The organism is Moraxella sp. I5G (assembly GCF_055193055.1).
In genome coordinates, this window is the sequence record NZ_JBUXLH010000014.1 from 41,826 (window position 1) to 59,678 (window position 17,853).

The 17,853-nt window shown below is 37.5% G+C and carries 18 protein-coding genes, 3 tRNA genes and 1 other RNA gene; 7 read left to right on the forward strand and 15 right to left on the reverse strand.

From position 1 onward, the window contains the following. The first annotated feature begins 16 nt into the window (after nucleotides 1-16). The 3 genes from ACZBKJ_RS08190 (at nucleotide 17) to ACZBKJ_RS08200 (ending at nucleotide 1,934) form a co-directional block, all read left to right on the forward strand. The gene (locus tag ACZBKJ_RS08190; RefSeq protein ID WP_463200551.1) at nucleotides 17-352 is read left to right on the forward strand and encodes a zinc ribbon domain-containing protein YjdM; all 336 of its coding nucleotides are present in this window, start codon (nucleotides 17-19) and stop codon (nucleotides 350-352) included. A 95-nt stretch (nucleotides 353-447) separates the two neighbouring features. Next, a complete protein-coding gene (tyrS, locus tag ACZBKJ_RS08195; RefSeq protein WP_463200534.1) occupies nucleotides 448-1,656 on the forward strand; it encodes a tyrosine--tRNA ligase in 1,209 nt (402 codons plus the stop codon). 32 nt (nucleotides 1,657-1,688) lie between these two features. Further along, the gene (locus ACZBKJ_RS08200) at nucleotides 1,689-1,934 is read left to right on the forward strand and encodes a DUF1653 domain-containing protein (RefSeq protein ID WP_463200552.1); all 246 of its coding nucleotides are present in this window, start codon (nucleotides 1,689-1,691) and stop codon (nucleotides 1,932-1,934) included. 69 nt (nucleotides 1,935-2,003) lie between these two features. On the opposite strand, the gene ACZBKJ_RS08205 is transcribed toward ACZBKJ_RS08200, so the two are convergent. From ACZBKJ_RS08205 to coaD, 15 genes are all read right to left on the reverse strand, one after another. Continuing rightward, nucleotides 2,004-3,098: a LysM peptidoglycan-binding domain-containing protein gene (locus ACZBKJ_RS08205; protein WP_463200535.1), complete on the reverse strand. Its 1,095-nt coding sequence runs from the start codon at nucleotides 3,096-3,098 to the stop codon at nucleotides 2,004-2,006. Nucleotides 3,099-3,210: 112 nt separating this feature from the next. Then, entirely contained in the window at nucleotides 3,211-4,626 is a 1,416-nt protein-coding gene (gene thrC / locus ACZBKJ_RS08210) for a threonine synthase (protein WP_463200536.1), read from the reverse strand. A 24-nt stretch (nucleotides 4,627-4,650) separates the two neighbouring features. Further along, nucleotides 4,651-6,015, reverse strand: a complete 1,365-nt coding sequence (gene rsmB, locus ACZBKJ_RS08215; protein ID WP_463200537.1) for a 16S rRNA (cytosine(967)-C(5))-methyltransferase RsmB — start codon at nucleotides 6,013-6,015, stop codon at nucleotides 4,651-4,653. Then, entirely contained in the window at nucleotides 6,008-7,012 is a 1,005-nt protein-coding gene (fmt, locus tag ACZBKJ_RS08220) for a methionyl-tRNA formyltransferase (protein WP_463200538.1), read from the reverse strand. Before fmt ends, rsmB begins: the two co-directional genes overlap by 8 nt. A 27-nt stretch (nucleotides 7,013-7,039) precedes the next feature. Then, nucleotides 7,040-7,696 (reverse strand): riboflavin synthase, encoded by a 657-nt coding sequence (locus ACZBKJ_RS08225; protein ID WP_463200539.1) that lies wholly within the window; start codon nucleotides 7,694-7,696, stop codon nucleotides 7,040-7,042. Nucleotides 7,697-7,775: 79 nt separating this feature from the next. Then, on the reverse strand, nucleotides 7,776-9,350 hold the full coding sequence (locus ACZBKJ_RS08230) for an NYN domain-containing protein (protein ID WP_463200540.1): 1,575 nt from the start codon (nucleotides 9,348-9,350) through the stop codon (nucleotides 7,776-7,778). Between the two features lie 37 nt (nucleotides 9,351-9,387). After that, nucleotides 9,388-10,512 carry a S1 family peptidase gene (locus ACZBKJ_RS08235; RefSeq protein WP_463200541.1) on the reverse strand — a complete coding sequence of 375 codons (1,125 nt, stop codon included), beginning with the start codon at nucleotides 10,510-10,512 and terminating at the stop codon, nucleotides 9,388-9,390. A 78-nt stretch (nucleotides 10,513-10,590) separates the two neighbouring features. Beyond that, the gene (locus tag ACZBKJ_RS08240) at nucleotides 10,591-11,190 is read right to left on the reverse strand and encodes a TerD family protein (protein ID WP_463200542.1); all 600 of its coding nucleotides are present in this window, start codon (nucleotides 11,188-11,190) and stop codon (nucleotides 10,591-10,593) included. Between the two features lie 35 nt (nucleotides 11,191-11,225). Beyond that, on the reverse strand, nucleotides 11,226-11,978 hold the full coding sequence (locus ACZBKJ_RS08245; RefSeq protein ID WP_463200543.1) for a TIGR00266 family protein: 753 nt from the start codon (nucleotides 11,976-11,978) through the stop codon (nucleotides 11,226-11,228). A gap of 39 nt (nucleotides 11,979-12,017) precedes the next feature. Further along, the gene (locus ACZBKJ_RS08250) at nucleotides 12,018-13,376 is read right to left on the reverse strand and encodes a VWA domain-containing protein (protein WP_463200544.1); all 1,359 of its coding nucleotides are present in this window, start codon (nucleotides 13,374-13,376) and stop codon (nucleotides 12,018-12,020) included. A 78-nt stretch (nucleotides 13,377-13,454) separates the two neighbouring features. Continuing rightward, nucleotides 13,455-14,030 carry a TerD family protein gene (locus ACZBKJ_RS08255; RefSeq protein WP_463200545.1) on the reverse strand — a complete coding sequence of 192 codons (576 nt, stop codon included), beginning with the start codon at nucleotides 14,028-14,030 and terminating at the stop codon, nucleotides 13,455-13,457. 107 nt (nucleotides 14,031-14,137) lie between these two features. Further along, nucleotides 14,138-15,205: a DUF475 domain-containing protein gene (locus tag ACZBKJ_RS08260; RefSeq protein WP_463200546.1), complete on the reverse strand. Its 1,068-nt coding sequence runs from the start codon at nucleotides 15,203-15,205 to the stop codon at nucleotides 14,138-14,140. 83 nt (nucleotides 15,206-15,288) lie between these two features. Next, nucleotides 15,289-15,867, reverse strand: a complete 579-nt coding sequence (locus ACZBKJ_RS08265; RefSeq protein WP_463200547.1) for a TerD family protein — start codon at nucleotides 15,865-15,867, stop codon at nucleotides 15,289-15,291. A gap of 69 nt (nucleotides 15,868-15,936) precedes the next feature. Then, nucleotides 15,937-16,185, reverse strand: a complete 249-nt coding sequence (locus ACZBKJ_RS08270; protein WP_463200548.1) for a YfhL family 4Fe-4S dicluster ferredoxin — start codon at nucleotides 16,183-16,185, stop codon at nucleotides 15,937-15,939. Between the two features lie 13 nt (nucleotides 16,186-16,198). Continuing rightward, nucleotides 16,199-16,696, reverse strand: coding sequence for a pantetheine-phosphate adenylyltransferase (gene coaD / locus ACZBKJ_RS08275; RefSeq protein ID WP_463200549.1), 498 nt, complete (start codon nucleotides 16,694-16,696; stop codon nucleotides 16,199-16,201). 143 nt (nucleotides 16,697-16,839) lie between these two features. Between coaD and ACZBKJ_RS08280 the strand changes: the two genes are divergently transcribed. From ACZBKJ_RS08280 to ACZBKJ_RS08295, 4 genes are all read left to right on the forward strand, one after another. Continuing rightward, a tRNA-Val gene (locus ACZBKJ_RS08280) sits at nucleotides 16,840-16,915 on the forward strand. A gap of 22 nt (nucleotides 16,916-16,937) precedes the next feature. Continuing rightward, nucleotides 16,938-17,014, forward strand: a tRNA-Asp gene (locus ACZBKJ_RS08285). Nucleotides 17,015-17,107: 93 nt separating this feature from the next. Then, an RNA gene (gene rnpB / locus ACZBKJ_RS08290) (RNase P RNA component class A) lies at nucleotides 17,108-17,445 on the forward strand. A gap of 104 nt (nucleotides 17,446-17,549) precedes the next feature. Further along, nucleotides 17,550-17,626, forward strand: a tRNA-Met gene (locus ACZBKJ_RS08295). Nucleotides 17,627-17,853 lie beyond the last annotated feature (227 nt).

Below are 17,853 nucleotides of genomic sequence, written 5' to 3' on the forward strand. Positions count from 1 at the left end.
TTTAAAGGAGATTATGATGTCATTGCCCGCTTGCCCAAAATGTGCTGAAAATTTAACGTATCAAGATGGCGAATTGTATATTTGTCCAATGTGCGCTCATGAATGGGCAACACAAACCGAAGAAGAAATTCAGGTTATTAAAGACGCAGTGGGTAATATACTTCATGATGGTGATAGTGTTACTGTGATTAAAGATTTAAAAGTGAAAGGTTCGAGCAGTTCCATCAAAGTTGGTACAAAAGTTAAGTCAATTCGTCTTATTTTTGATGCACCAGACGACCATGATATTGATTGCAAGATTGATGGATTTGGTGCAATGAAATTAAAATCATCTGTGGTTAAGAAGGCTTAATTGTTGGGTTGAGCAAGTGTGTGTTATAAAGCATTCAAAAGCCATGATATAATGTAAGTAACTAATTGAGTAATAAATAATTGAAAGGGTAGACTATGAGTGATTTTTTATCCATAGATGAACAGCTTGCTTTGATTGAGCGTGGTACTGAAGCCATCTATTCTAAAGAAGACTTGATTAAAAAGCTGCAACAAAATCGTCCCTTGCGCATTAAACTTGGTATGGACCCAACCGCGCCCGATTTACATTTAGGGCATACTGTGGTATTGAATAAATTACGCCATTTTCAGGATTTGGGTCATGATGTACTGTTTTTGATTGGCGATTATACCGCAACCATTGGCGACCCATCTGGCAAAAATAACACACGACCTCCTTTATCTCGTGAACAAGTGTTGCAAAATGCACAAACCTATGCAGAACAAGTATTTAAAATTTTGGATAAAGACAAAACTACCGTGATGTTTAATTCTGACTGGTTTGGTAATATGAATGCAGGTGATATGATTGCGCTTGCCAGTCAGGTCACTGTATCAAGAATGTTAGAACGCGATGACTTTGCCAAACGTTATGCTAATCAAACACCAATCTCTATTCATGAATTTTTATACCCTTTAGTTCAAGGCTATGATTCAGTAGCAATGAAAGCCGATGTTGAGCTTGGCGGCACAGACCAGACGTTTAACGTACTGATGGGGCGTACTTTGCAGGGACGTTATGATGTTGAGCCACAAATTTGCATTACTATGCCAATTTTAGAAGGGCTTGATGGCGTGCAAAAAATGAGTAAATCTTTAGGAAATTACATTGGTATTAATGAACCTGCTGGTGTAATGTATCAAAAAATTCTCTCCATGCCTGATACACTGATTGCGCGTTATTTTGAGCTTTTAAGTTTTAAGCCAATGGATGAAATTGAACAGTTGTTACAAGAGATGCAGCAAGGGCGTAACCCTCAAGAATTAAAACGTATTTTAGCCCTTGAATTGATTGAACGTTTCCATAGTAAAGAAGCGGCTGAAAACGCTCATAAATCGGCAGGAAATCGTTTGGCAGACGGTGAACTTCCGGTGGATTTACCCGAAGTAACCTTGATGCTTCAAGAGGGTGATAAATTGTTCATCACTCAGGTTTTAAATCAAGCGGGACTTGCTAAAAACTCTGCCCAAGCCAAAGACATGCTAGCGCGTGGAGCGGTTAAGGTGGATGGAAGCGTTGTAGATGCCAGTTTTGTATTATCAGCCGGTCAAACGGTGGTGATTCAGGCGGGCAAAAAAGCATACGCTAAAGTTAGTGTGAATTAGATTTGTTTTGTGATTTGATAAATTAAAAAATGATGGAAAATCCAATTTTACAATTAGGTCTGTATCGTCATTATAAAGGTCGGTTATATGAGGTGCTTCATCTTGCTCGTCATAGTGAAACTGAGGAATGGCTGGTGGTTTATCGGGCTTTGTATGGCGATTTTGGAGTTTGGGTAAGGCCTTTGGTAATGTTTAACCAAATGATTGAAGTCGATGGCAAAATGTTGCCAAGATTTGCTCAAGTCATCCAAGGTGAGTTTATCAAACCTACCTATTAATTAACTTAATTAACCAAGAAAATTGCTGGCATACACCAGCAATTTTATTTATACAATTATTTTAATGCATTACCAGTCTGTTGGTGGTAAAAGCTGATCGCCAACACCCAAAGGTATTTCAGTATCTAGAACATAAGCATAACTGATTTGGTCAAATACTTTAAAAATCATGAGTGAACCAGCTTTCTCACTAGGTAAGCGCACAGGTGCATTTTTGTCTTTTGGGTCTGCAACTAATTTGCCTTTGCGAAATACATCCAGAACTTGACCAGGTTTTGCACCTTGTACTGCACCTAAATTAATGGCAACTACATCGTCTTTGCCCGCCATTTTACCCATATCGCCTAAGATACGTGAAATACTACCACCTCGGGTTACTTCAGCAGGTGCTGGATAAAAGACTGAAGGAATGTGTGCATCAACCTCTGAAAATACCCGATCCCCTTCTTTAATGCCATCACCAAAATTTTCAGTAATCTTTAAGCTGTTAATGCCATTGGCTGAGATGTCTGTTACAATGCCACGAGCAACTTCAATGGCTTCTAATCCAACTACTTGACCTGTTCTGATATCAACATAAGGACTGGATTGACGATAAATGCCATAGGTCTGTCCAAGAGCTAATGCAGGGCCACGAGCATAAATTTTGTCACCCACACCCATAAGAAGATGATCCTGTTTGGCAGACAAAACATAAGGTGTGGTTTCAAAGTCTAAGGGGCTCACAATAACCGCACGGTCAAGCCAGTGGCGAATGTTTGATAAAGGAATGGGGGTGATGCTGTTGGCAGTAGAGTTGATGGTAACTTTTCCTGTACCACCTTGCATGTTTCGTTCAATACCAGCGCAGCCTTCACCAGTATCTACACCAACCAAAGTTTTTCCTTTAATGACACACATAATAAGCACATCACCTGGATAAATCAAATGTGGGTTTTTTAGTTGTTTGTTGGTTGCCCAGATTTCACGCCAGCGTGCCGGGTTTTTTAGGTAACGACCTGAAATTGCCCATAATGTATCACCCTTTTTGACGGTGTAACGATTTGGAGCATCTGCCTTGATGGTAGGGGCTGGATTGTTTTTAGCAGCAGCAGGAACTGACAACAATGCCGTACCAAGTACACACGCAGTCATCAGTCCCTTTATCATGGGTTTTAGATTCATTGGTAAATATCCATTGTTATGACATAAGCTCAATAACAAAAGCAAAATCGCTTTTATACTTATCACTTAGTTTAGCATAACAAAAAGATAAATATTAGGTAAGCATTTGTCGCTATTTGGCGTAAACTTTCCGACAGATTTCATCGGCAACCAATTTTGCATCATTATCTAGAACAATCACAAACTGTGGTTTTGTTTCTAAGTCTTGGGTGTGTTTTGGTCGTGGCAGCTCAACATCGCCAACTGCTTCTTTAATTGTTTTGGCAAATTTAATTGGCAGAGCAGTTTCAGCAACCACAATAACCTCATCTTGATTTTGCACATCTTTAGCGACTTTTACACCATCTGCAGTATGTGGGTCAATCAATCGCCCAGTCTCTTGATAGACTTTTTTGATGGTGTCTAAGCGGTCTTGATGGGTGGACTTGCCAGAAATAAATCCATAGTCTTGACGAATTTCATCCAATTTTTCATCTAATCTAAATCCTTCACCTTGCTTAACTTTGGTGAATAATTCAGCAACTTTTTCCCCATCTTTATTTAATAATGTATAAATAAACCGCTCAAAATTAGACGCTTTGGAGATGTCCATTGATGGGCTGGAAGTTACATAAGTTTTATTGCTTGGGCGTGGCTGATAGCTGGCTTTATCAAAGAATTCATGTAAAACATCATTTTCATTGGTTGCAACAATCAATCTGTCAATGGGCAGCCCCATCATTTTGGCAATATGCCCAGCACAGACGTTACCAAAATTCCCTGATGGCACGCAAAAACTTACCTTTTGGCTGTTATCTTTAGTACTGGCAAAATAGCCTTTAAAATAATAAACGATTTGCGCTAAAATTCTTCCCCAGTTGATGGAATTGACGGTGCCTAAACTGTATTTAGCTTTAAACTCATGGTCTTCTTGCAAGGCTTTAACAATATCTTGGCAGTCATCAAACATGCCTTTAATAGCGATATTGTGAATGTTTTTATCATCTAGGCTGTACATTTGAGCGCGCTGAAATTCGCTCATTTTTCCATAAGGCGACATCATAAAAACTTCAATATTCTTCTTGCCTTTTAATGCGTATTCAGCGGCAGAACCTGTATCGCCTGATGTGGCGCCAATAATAGTAAGACGCTGATTTTTTTGATTTAAAACGTATTCAAAAGCATTACCTAAAAACTGCATGGCAATGTCTTTAAAAGCAAGCGTTGGGCCATTGGATAATTTTAATAAATAAATATCATGATATAATTTGTCCACGGGCGTAATGTCATCCGAGCCAAATACATCTTTGGTGTAAGTTTTATCAATTAGCTTTTTTAAATTTTCTTTATCAATATCTGTAGCAAATAGCTGCATAATCTCAAAAGCCAATTCTTGATAATTAAGAGAGCGCCATTTTGTTAGTGTTTTATCATCAATATTTGGATAATATTCAGGCAACATTAATCCACCATCAGGGGCAAGTCCCATTAATAACACATCACTAAATTGCATTTTTGGCGTGTTGCCACGAGTACTGACATAATACATACAAAACCTTCTTTGAAATAATGGTTAAATTTTTTGTAGTAGCGCGTAATAAAAACCATCGCCACCATCAATAGTTGGTAAACATTGCCTGCCAATATCTTGAGCAAAACCCCAATCAGCGTTGATTTTTACTTCTTTGGCATTTGAATGTGTATTTAAAAAATTACCAATCTGTGTTTGATTTTCTGCTTTTAAGATGGAGCAAGTAATATACAACAAAAAACCACCCTTTGCCACGTTTTGCCATAAGTTTTCTAAAATTGCTTTTTGTAGTTGAACAATTTTTTTGATGTCGTTTTCTTGGCGTAATAGTGTAATGTCTGGATGTCGGCGAATCACACCTGTGGTGCTACAAGGCGCATCCAGTAAGATGATATCAAAAGGTTGATCGCTTTTATAAGTGGTTGCATCAGCACTTTGGATGGTTAATTCGTTGTTGATTAAGTTATCAAAACCCAGACGCTGTACATTTTCAAAAACTCTTTTTAGGCGTTTTTCATCGTTATCAATCGCAGTTAAATGATAATGATAGCCTTCAAGTTTTTCTAGCCAATGCGTTAATTTTCCAGCAGGGGCGCAGCAAGCATCCAGTAAGTTTAATGGTTGATTAGATAATTCATCTTGCAGTAGCGCTAAAATATCTCCAGAAATTTGGGCGTGGATGTCCTGAATGGTAGTAAATCCAGCAGAAAAATTAGGTAAATTACCAATATTTTTGCCATCAATTTTAAAGGTTTTGGTGCTGGTTTTTTTATTTAAAACTTCTGTGTTGGTCTGAATGGATTGATGATAAATATTCTGTGCGTCTAAAAGCTTTTGATAATCATGATGACCAATTTTGGTTGTGTTAGCGCGAATAAAAATTGGCGCAATTTGGCGTAAACTTTGCCCGAGTTCAAGGTATTGATGCGTCCAATCTTGCTTTAGTTGTTTGGCAAGCCAATTGGGTAGGCTGTGATTCTTATTAATTTTTTTAAAATATTTATCGCGATTTTTGGCAACCTTACGCAGTATCGCATTTAATAGGCTTGCCCCGTATGGTTTTTTTAACTCTTTAATAGCTTCAACAGTTTGATTGATAGCGGCATAATCAGGCGTATTAAGATATAAAATTTGATACAAACCAATATTTAGACCAGATAATAACGAGTTATCAGTAATCGGATTTTCTACTAAGCTTTCACTGATACGGCACAAAGCCCACCATTGGCGAAGCGTACCAAGAATTAATTCGTGAGCAAAACCTTTGTCTGTGGGACTGACCTGTTTTAACAAATCATCAAAAAATGCCGATAAAGACTGTCCATTTTGAATATTGTCCAACCCGATAATGACTTGAGCTCGTGTAGAAAGTTTTTTTGAGTTTGAATTTTTTGTAAAATCAGTCATGACCATCACCACAATTGCCATTGAACACATCGCCGTCATTGACCTTATTTCCATTGGCGATTTCTAATGCGGTTACTGCTTTTGCCCCCGCCCACTGCATGGTGGTAATATTGATTAGATGTTGTGTGCCATCTGTACTTTTACCACACGCTACCAGCAATGCATTTTTGCCAACACTAGCGATGGTTCCCGCCTGCTCTTTGGTGGTTTGGTTTGGTTTGATGGGTTTGGCAGATAAAATTTTAACGCGCTCACCTTTTAAAAACGTATAAGCATTCAACGCTTGAATTGTGCGAAAAATCGTTTGCGCTGGCTGATTCCAATCAATTAGCCCTTCGTTGCTAGTGATTTTTTGAGCGTAATTTGCTTGTGTGTCATCTTGGGGTGTGGCATTTTTTTGATAGGTTGGCAAGTCAGATAAAACATCAACAATTGCCTTGCCGCCCAAAACTGCTAACTTATCATGCAGGCTTTCGGTGGTGTCTGTTTCATCGATGTTGCAGCTAACTTTATAGAGCATATCGCCTGTATCTAGTCCCAACGCCATCTGCATGATAGTAATGCCTGTTTGGTCATCACCTGCCAAAATTGCACGTTGAATTGGAGCAGCACCACGCCAACGCGGCAGTAGCGAAGCATGAATATTTAGGCAGCCTAATCTGGGAATGTTTAATACACCTTTAGGTAAAATAATTCCATAAGCTGCTACAATCATCACATCAGGACGATAAGCTGCTAATGTTTCACGTGAAACCTGACCTGTTTCGTGCTTTAAACTAAAACTGATTGGTTGTTCTACTGGGATTTGATAAGCTAGAGCCAGTTCTTTTACCGCAGAGGAGGTTAATTTTTGTCCACGTCCTGCCTTACGGTCTGGTTGAGTATAAACGGCAACAACTTCAATATTGAGCATTTCTTGGTTGTCTAGTAAGGCTTGCAATGCGGTTTTGGCGAAACTGGGTGTGCCTGCAAAAATTACTCTTAATTTGTCATTCATAAAAAAATTCTCTATCAAATAAACCCATTATAAATGGAAACCATTTTGGGCTAAAAAATCAGCATCTACGTTAGAACAATTATGCTGGTTTGAGATTAAGCGCTCTAGATAACGAGCTACTAAATCTACTTCTACATTGACTAAATGCCCAATTTGCCAGTGTCTGGCGATGTTGGTAAGATTTGCGGTGTGTGGAATGATGTTTAAGCAAACTAGGTTTTGGCTGGGTTTGATGGCATTTGTGGTTAAACTGATGCCATCTAGGGTAATGGAGCCTTTGTCTGCCGTATAGCGCATTAGTTTGTCAGGGATTTGAATTTCTATATAAATAGAACGTGCATCTTTGCTAAGTTTTATGATTTTTCCCACACCATCTACATGACCTGCAACAATATGTCCGCCAAAACGTGTTGTTGGCAACATGGCTTTTTCCAAATTAACTGTATCGCCAATTTGCCAATGTTTTAGAGCAGTTTTATTTAGTGTTTCACGTGAAACATCAACAGCATAATTTTTTCCATCAACCGCTACAACTGTCAAGCAAATCCCATTAGACGCAATAGAATCGCCAAGTTTTACGTCACTAAAATCCATATCAGGTGCGTAAATGGTCAAACGAATATCGCCACCTGTGGGTGTGATGGCAGCGATTTTACCTGTATTTTCAATGATGCCTGTAAACATATTAATTCACTGTGTTAAATTTTCACATTATACAGACTTTCATTTTATTTTTGATAAAAATTGAATGGAGTTCTTGAATTTATTCTACTTCTACGCCAAAAAATTGACACAATTGTAATAATGTACGTGGAACTGGTCGATATTCAAAACCAATTTTCCAACCATCTTTGGTTTTGGCTAGCACAAATAATAAGACGCTATTTGCCGATTGTGTGGGTGTGTATGTATCATCATAAAACGTTTCACCATTTTGTTTGATGATAATTTTGATTGGCGTATCAATTGCAGCATTTTCATGACTGGCTGTTAATAAAAGATATGAAACATCATCATCTTGTTTGTCCAAATCACAGTAAAAACCATCAACAGCATCTGTGTTATTTAATACAATTGTGTCATTTGAAGTGTGGGTTTGTCCATAAAAAATAATATCACCATCATGACGTACTTTTTTGTTGGGGGTGAGTCGCCAAAGCACATTGTCTATATTTTGGCTGCTATGGATTTGAATGTCAATTTTACCTGTCAAAATCAGCTGTGAATTTTGGGGCTGATGTTTTTGTTCTTGCGTGTTAGATGTTACAGTGGTGTGATTGACTGGATTTTTTGGTGATGCTGGTGATGGATTTTTTGGTTGTAAGTTTTTGATTTTGACATAAATTTGTTTGTTTTCTTTTTTGATGTCAAATAAATCCATAGCGATAATGAGATCGGAAAATTTTTTATAGCCATGTTTTTGAAAATTAATTAAATGATAACGTTTATACCAGCTCAATTTACCCGTAATGTAATGCAAAGAAGACCAGCCATCTTGAGCTTCAGTATTTTCTTGAAGAATTGTATTAACGACATTAACTAGTGCTTTATCATTTTGTAATGCTTCTGTGGAGGATTTTTTATCAATAGTACTTAGAATGGCATGTGGATGTTCTTTATTTTTTAGCTTAATAAAAGTACCATCTATTTCATAATTGATACTAATGATGTCAATTTTTCTAATCAAATCAATAAGTCTTGAATAACCATAGCTTTCAATATTAATATCTGGATATTTACTTCTAAATCTTCCTACAATATTTCTATATTCAACCCAGCCATCTTCAGTAAATTTTTCATCATTAATAGTATTTCTTAACGCATTTAATAGTTTGGTATCGGATTTTAATTTTTCACCACTATAAGGTTCTACCGATTTTATTTGAGAAGAGGTGTCCTTTTTGACTGGGGCGGATAATGTTTCTACCTCAAAAAATTCATCACAAGCTGTTTGCAGTGATTTGACTGTCGTTTGTTTGCCAAAACCAAACACTTTGATGTCATTTTTGCGAATTCGTAAAGCAAGACTGGTAAAGTCACTATCAGATGAAACCAAACAAAAAGCATCGTATTTGTTGCTATGCAATAAATCCATTGCTTCAATGACAAGTGCAATGTCGGTGGCGTTTTTGCCTTTAACGTAAGCAAACTGCTGCATGGGGTCAATGGCGTATTGCAAAATTGCTTCTTGCCAGCCAGATAGATTGGTTTGGCTCCAGTCACCATAAATCTTTTTTAAGGTGATGGTACCAAATTCGCTGATTTTATTTAAAATTGCACCAATATTTTTACTAGAAGCGTTATCGCCATCAATCAAGACTGCTATATTGTTTAGCATCACAAATTTCTTCCTAATTTATTTAAAGCCAGTTAGCTTATGAACACTCCACCAGCCATAAACCATCTTTGTGACGTTTGACCAGCTCGGGTGTGTGGATATTGTCATGAAATGTTGGTTGGTTGTCTATGTCACAACTGCTTAATATTGCTGATAAAAGTTGATATTTGACTGCATAATTCATATTTTGCCCGCCCACCAACGTTGCTGTAACCATACCAATCACTTGACCATTTGCCAATAATAACGGACTACCACTAGAGCCGGGTTGTGTTGGTGCAGTAAACTGCAAAAAACGAATGTCATTATACATGCCCATAAGTCCAGCGATGTTGCCTGTATTGACCTGCAGTTGGCTGGAAATGGATGCTAGCGGAAAACCCATCGCAATGATTGATTCACCAAGCAATGGTCTCTGACCTGTTTGTAAAGATAAACTGACAGTTAATGGCATATCAACTTTTAATACCGCCGTATCACTGCCTTGGTCGCTCATCACTACAAAAGCCTGAAGTGATGGTTTTCCTTGCTGATGTAGTAAAATTTGATTTGCACCTGCAATCACATGATGACAGGTTAACAAATGATGATTGTCTATTGCAAAAGCTGTTCCAGTCCATAGATTGTTAGTTTCTTGTTCATAGTTATCATTGTTTTGTGGATTTTTTGGAAAATTTTCATTCAATTCTGTTTGAACATACTTATTTAAAGAAGACAAAGATAAGTTGGAATATTCACCACGAGCCCGACACTTATATTGTCCATTTTTTTGATAAATTTCTAGAACGATGGCAGTTTTGATGTGTCTTTGGTTGATAATAATTTGATGAGTGATGGTGTCATTAATGATTAAATCAAATGATGAAAGTTCCGCTGCTGGCACTGCCAAGTTAGGATTGTGATATGTATAAACAATTAATTCTAAACGAGTTATTTCGTAATTTAAAACTTTATTTAAATCCAATTTCCAGGTTGATTGATGAAAACTTGCCCAATTTTGCGTTGTTTCTAAATAAGCGGGTTGAATTTTGGCATGATATTGATTGTCGGTAGCCAACCAAACCATACCGATGGTTTGCCCAAATGTTAAATTTGCATTGGTAATTTTTACAACAAGCTGATTATTATTTAAGGCAGTATTTCCACCAAGTGGTAAAATCATAACATCCTCCTATAAGTGGATAATTATCATAACACAAAAAAACCGCCAAAAAATGACGGCTTTTTTTAAAGGATGGAATTAAATATAAGGTAAAATTGCAGGAATCAGGTCATTAAATGTGCGACCGCTGGCATTTTCGCCAATGGCGTGCATTTTCCATTCGCCATTATGACGGTATAATTTTGCCATAATCATTGCCGTATGCGTGCCTTGAGCCGATAAATTATAACGAGCAATTTCACTGCCACCTTGAGCATTTAAAATACGGCAATAGGCATTGGCAACCGATGCAAAGGATTGCCCAGTAAAACTATTTACAGTAAACACCAATGTTTGCACGTTGGTAGGAATGCGTGATAAATCAACGCTAACCACTTCATCATCACCATCACCTTGACCGGTGCGATTATCTCCTGAGTGCATGATGGAGCCATCTTTGGAATTTAATTGACCAAAGTAAACCACATCAACAGGTTGTTTATTGGTGTCAAATAAGATACAAGACGCATCCAAATCAATGCTGGCTGAATTGGCTGCACCACCAAATAGACCACTTAAAAAACCGCCAGATTTTGCACCAGCAACGTCCCAACCCAAACCCATTTTGATTTGATTAAGTGTGGTACCCGCCTCTTTTTCTAGAGAAATTTTTTGACCTTTTTGCAGATTAACTGACATAATTTTAACCTCTTAATTAATAAAAAAATAAAAAATTACAAAATCCCACCAAGTAGACCGCCACTGTTACTGCTACGACCACCTGAATTGGTGCCTAAAATACTGTTTAGCCAACCTTTGTAATTATCGCGATTGCGTGAACAAAGCACTACTTTGCCTTGACCTGAAAATTTTAATACCATGCCTTCGCCGCTGGTGACAGAATTGATGATATTGCCAAGAAAACCACGATTTTGATTGACGGATGCCGATAATGAGTATTCAAGATTACTATCCCAACAAACCACATGACCATTGTCAATTGTAACGGGTTTACCGCGTTCTACTTGCAGTTCAAACAATGAACCAAAACCAGAGACAACAACCTGACCCGAACCTTGGGTCTGCATCACCATAAATCCGCCTGTATCACCAAACATGGCTCCACCAAGATTGGTTTGAATTTTAGCTTTTAAATCCATACCCGAGGTTCCAGCCACAAAAGCACCATCGGATAACGTGTATTGTACTGCTCCAACGTCTAAAATCATCATATCACCATCAAGTGTTGGTGCAAGCAAACAGTCACCACTGCCACGTACTGCTTCAATACGTTGTTGAAACAAAGATTCATCATTGGCAAAACGTCGCATTAAGGCTTGCATGATACCGCCTTGAAGTGTTCCTTGTAAATCCAAGTTATCTTCCATCATTACCATGGCGTTGGCTTCACAAAATATCGATTCACCCTGTCTTAAATGACAATGCAAGAAAGGCTCAATCCCTCCAACAAGTGAAAAATTTGGCATGACTATTTTCTCCTTTTGTTAATAAAATGATTGAATAAATTAACGATTAAATAACCGGCTTAACAAACCACCCAAACCTTGTCTTGTATTTTGGTTTAAAGGCGATTGAGATGATTGATTATTGAATATATTTTTAATTTGTGTTAGCCATATTGGAAATTCTGTCAAAAGCATTTCATATAATTGTTCATCAGGCATGCTGTCTATTCTATCTAAAGCAAAAAAGTTGCAATTATCTACAATCCTGCCTTGCATGGTATCTAATTTTTCCAACACACCATAATTGTAACCACCAATGCCAACAAATTGCCAAAATATTGGTAAATTGGATGCTTTAGTTAAAATATTTTGCATTTGTCGTGAGCTGCCTACGCCACCATCAGAAATAAACAATACATAAACGGGCAAAACTTCTTTTTTATAGTAATCTATCACGGCTTGTATGGCAGGGATTTCTTCATTGATTCTGGAACCAACTTGCCAAAGATGATGACCGCCTTTGGTGGTTTTTACAAAATCATTAACATTTTGCAGGGTTACCTCATCTAAGCGTGTTGTGTGTTGAGCAAATGCCCAGCATTCAAAGCTACCATCATCATCAAAATTAATGGCTAATGGCATCAAACGATTGACGACTTTTTGTATATCTCCATTATTGTACTGCCAAGCCATAGAACCCGATGCGTCTAGCACTAGCGCGACCTTGGCTTGTACATTCAGCAAATTCTTCTTTTCTAAGGTAATGAGTGATTTTTTAGTCAAATCAATAATACTTTGATTGTTGGTTTTTCTGGCTTTTTCTAGAGATAGTTTTTTCTTCAAATCAAGAGAACTAAGGGAAGTTTTTAAAGGCGTTGTGGTTTTTAGTGGTGTAGGATTTATAGAGATATCATCAGCAACAGTTGCTCCAAAATGTTCTACCAATCGCTGCAATCCACCAGAAAAACCTTGACCAATAGCCCCAATTCGCCAACCATCTTTTTGGTAGATTTGTAGTAGCATCAAAGCTTTCTCATCAACAAGTTCTTTGGGATAAAAAGTGAGCGTTTTTCCATTTGTCGTTATGGTTGCATGAAGGTTGGTTAAGTCTTTAATATCACCTTCACCATCAATTACTGCTGTTAACATCAATGTATGAATGCAATTGGGTAGTGTGGATAAATTTAATACAAATGTTGTTTGGGCGTTATGATGATTGATTAATTGAACCGAGCTACATGGTGTAACAGGCTGATTATAAAAAGTCATATAATCATCACTGATAAGTTGTTGTTGGGAATTCAGCCCAAAAACTGACACATCGCATATTTTATTTGACGTGTGAGAAACTGTGAGCGTCAGATGACTGTCAAATCCAAAGCTATTTAATGAAAGTTTTTGACCTTTAACCAGTTGCATACACTTATTCTTTTAGAAAAATAGGCAAACCCAAAATGTTTGCCTATTTGGTGATTTAATTTAAATTTATCATTAAAACTAAACAGCAACACCGTATGAGCCTGCCAAGGGACCAAGTCCGCCAGCAAAGCCTTGACCAACAGCGCGGAATTTCCATTCACCATTATGTCTGTACAGTTCCCCAAAAATCATCGCTGTTTCGGTACTGCTGTCTTCAGACAAATCATAACGAGCTACTTCAGTGCCACCTTGGGCATTTACGATGCGGATATAAGCATTGCCAACTTGTCCAAAATTTTGGTTGCGAGCTTGACCATCATAAATCACAGCACAAAATACTACTTTGGCAACATCAGCAGGTACTCTAGTTAAGTCTACTTTAATTACTTCATCATCGCCACTGCCTTCGCCAGTGCGGTTATCGCCAGCATGTTCAACAGAACCATCAGCAGATTTTAAGTTGTTAAAAAAGATAAAATCGCTGTCAGCACGAACTCGACCTGATTCATTGACCAAAAATGCTACCGCATCCAAGTCAAATGCTTGACCATCGGTTGTACGTGGATTCCAGCCTAAACCAACAGTCATTTGAGCAAGGCTAGGCGCTTCTTTGCTTAGGTTGACGTTACCGCCTTTGGTTAAACTAATTGCCATAACAAAATCCTTAAATAAAAATGTCCAAAAAAATGAACATGGATAAAAAAAATACTCACGTTCACTATAGCAAATTTAACTCTCCAATTCATGCATAGTTTGTTAAGTTATGTATCAGCATTGTTGTTGCTCTCATTTTTGCGATATTGAATAGAAGCAATGACAGATGCAACAATAAAGGCAATGCCAATCAATCCAGTAACAATTTCAGGTATGTGAAATTTCATAGAAAGCAACATGATAATTGCCAATGCACCAATGGCGTAGTGAGCACCATGTTCTAGATATACAAATTCATCCAATGTGCCTTTTTCCACCAAAAAAATGGTCATAGACCGCACAAACATTGCCCCAATTGCCAAGCCTAACATGATGATAACCACATCATTGGTGATGGCAAATGCCCCAATAACACCATCAAAACTAAAAGATGCATCCAATACTTCTAGGTATAAAAACCCGGCAATTCCGCCTTTAGCAACAGCGCCAGCGACTTCATTGCCATCAACCTCCTTTTCGTCATCATCGCTTTCTAACAAATTAGACAAAATGTTTACACCCATATAAACCAAAACACCCCAAACCCCTGCCATAAATACAACAGATTTTAAGGCATCATCAACCCAAGTTAATGAAATCATCAATGTAATGAGTGCAACAAATACGCTCATAGCATCTACTTTGCCAAGACGAACTAAGCGTTTTTCAAGCCATTCAAACCAATGAATGTCTTTATCATCAAATAAAAAATTTAAAAAAACCAGCAATAAAAACATACCCCCAAAAGCAGCAATTTCAGCGTGATGAGAGATGAGTTTTTCAGAATATTCTTTGGGGTTATTGAGTGCTAATTGTACCACTTCATACATACCCATATCAGCAGTTACTGATACTATAACAATAGGAAATACCAGTCGCATACCAAACACGGCAATAAGCATACCAACCGTTAAAAAAATAGTTTTCCAAAATTTATCCCAGTTTTTTAAGACAGATGCGTTAACCACTGCGTTATCAAAGGACAAGGATATTTCCATCAATGCTAAAACTAGCGTAACAAATAGAGCAGAAAATATCGCTGTAACACCACCATGCGTATATCCCCAATACGCTGCTGCCATCAAGGCAACTGTTGTAAAGACAATATCAAAATAAAAATGTTTTAGATTTTTCATTAACAATTCCTAAAAACAGAAATTAAAAAAGTGATAATGAAATTACCACTTTTTTAAAAATAATACAATGTAAATTCGGCAAGTTAGCTGATTTGAATACCGTATTGGTGACACATTGCTGCCAAACCTCCACTATAACCTTGACCAACTGCACGAAATTTCCATTCGCCATTATGACGATACACTTCACCAAAAACCATCGCGGTCTCCACGGAGTAATCTTCAGCTAAATCAAAACGGACAACTTCCACACCTGTTACCTCATTGACAACGCGAATAAACGCATTGGAAATTTGACCAAAATTTTGTCCACGGGCTGTTGCATCATGAATCGTAACTGTGATGGCGATTTTGTCAATATCAGGAGAAACTCGTGATAAATCTACTTTAATCACTTCGTCATCACCATCACCTTGTCCTGTGCGGTTGTCGCCAGCGTGTTCAACCGAACCATCAGTGGATTTTAATTGATTGTAAAAGATAAAATCATGGTCGCCACGCACTTTGCCATTTTGAGTTAATAAAAAAGCACTTGCATCTAAGTCAAATGCTTGACCTGAAGTAACGCGTTCATCCCAACCTAATCCAATAAGCATTTTGGTTAATGAAGGGTCGGTTTTAGAAAGTGATAAATTACCACCTTTATTTAATGAAATTGCCATAAATAGCACTCCTTAAAACAGTAAAATTGCGCCTTAAAATTTATCACACTCATAGAGCCATGACAAGCATTAATGAGCAGTGAGTTTTTGATATTTAATCAAAAGTTCATCTGGAGTTTCGGGGTGTTTTGGGTCTTTTGGAATGCAATCTACAGGACAGATTTCAACGCATTGAGGCGTATCAAAATGCCCAACACATTCAGTGCACAAACTAGGATTGATTATATAAATATCGTCACCAGCACTAATGGCTTCATTAGGACAAGTAGGTTCACATACATCACAGTTGATACAATCTTCAGTAATTTTTAATGCCATTTTTAAACCTATTTTAGCGTGTAAATTTTTTCTTAAAAGCCGTCAGCACAGAAGGCGGCACAAATTTTGAAACGTCGCCACCAAGTTTGGCAACCTCACGTACTAAAGTTGATGAGATAAAGGAGTATTCTTGAGAAGGTGTTAAAAAAACTGCCTCAAATTCTTCGTCAAGACTGCGATTCATGTTTGCCAGCCCAAATTCATATTCAAAATCGGAAACTGCACGTAGTCCTCGAATGACTGCTTGAGCCTTTTGTTCTTTGGCAAAATCCACCAAAAGCCCTTCAAACCCAACAACGGAGACACAAGGATTTTCTATAAAAATTTCTTGAACGAGTTTGATGCGTTCATCTAAACTAAACAGGGGTTTTTTGTGGTGTGCAAACGCCACTGCAATCACGACTTCATCAAAGATTTTAAGTGAGCGATTAACTAAATCAATATGACCATTAGTAATAGGGTCAAATGTTCCAGGATATAAAGCTTTTTTTGAAGTTGTTTTAACAGACATATTTATTTAAAAATTAGATAGAACAAGTTATGCTAACAAATTTTGAAAAGTTTTAAAACCAGTTTGTGTTTTTACTAAAAAAATAAAATTAAAAAAAGCTTGACATTATTTTAAAAAATTATATAATACGCAGCACTAACCTTGGGTGGTTAGCTCAGTTGGTAGAGCGTCTGCCTTACAAGCAGAGGGTCAGCGGTTCGAATCCGTTACCACCCACCATACGTTTTTAACGTTGACCTCAGCAGCGGTAGTTCAGTTGGTTAGAATACCGGCCTGTCACGCCGGGGGTCGCGGGTTCGAGCCCCGTCCGCTGCGCCATTTTACTGGGATTTCCAGTTTGTACCCCAAACAATATTTGTTTGGGGTTTATTTTATTTGATTTTTTATAATATTGTGTTATGCTATTGAGACTAGGTAAACTAGACAATCGCTGAATTTTTTTAATTTAGAGGAAAGTCCGGGCTACACAGGGCAACGTGCTAGCTAACAGCTAGGAGGCGTAAGCCTACGACCAGTGCAACAGAAAGTAAACCGCCATTTATGGTAAGGGTGAAATGGTGAGGTAAGAGCTCACCGCATGACTGGCAACAGTTCATGGCAAGGTAAACTCCACGTGTAGCAAGACCAAATAGGTATCCAATTAGGTTGCCCGCCTAGGATACGGGTAGGTTGCTCGAGCACATCAGTGATGATGTGCCCAGATGAATGATTGTCCACGACAGAACCCGGCTTATCGGTTTACCTAAATATAAATCAATTTTTTTAAATTATTTTAGTAATCAATTGGTTATAAAAAACTTAAATTTTTTATTGACAATTTTGTTTTTGATTTATATAATTCGCATCCTAAATTGGCGATGTAGCTCAGCTGGTTAGAGCGCACGACTCATAATCGTGAGGTCAAGAGTTCAAGTCTCTTCATCGCCACCAACTTATAAGGTTTCTTTCAAATTTAAGATTGACTTTTGTGAGTTTATAATATCTACTTCAAGTTGAAGTAAAATAATTAAAAAAATAGCTTGACAAATTAACTTTTCATAGTAAAATAGTCAGCCTTAACACCAGATGATGGGTTAAATACTTTTTAAAAACAAATTAAGAACAACTTGTGTGGATTTTTGTCATCTATGATAATTAACTATATTATTTCATTTATG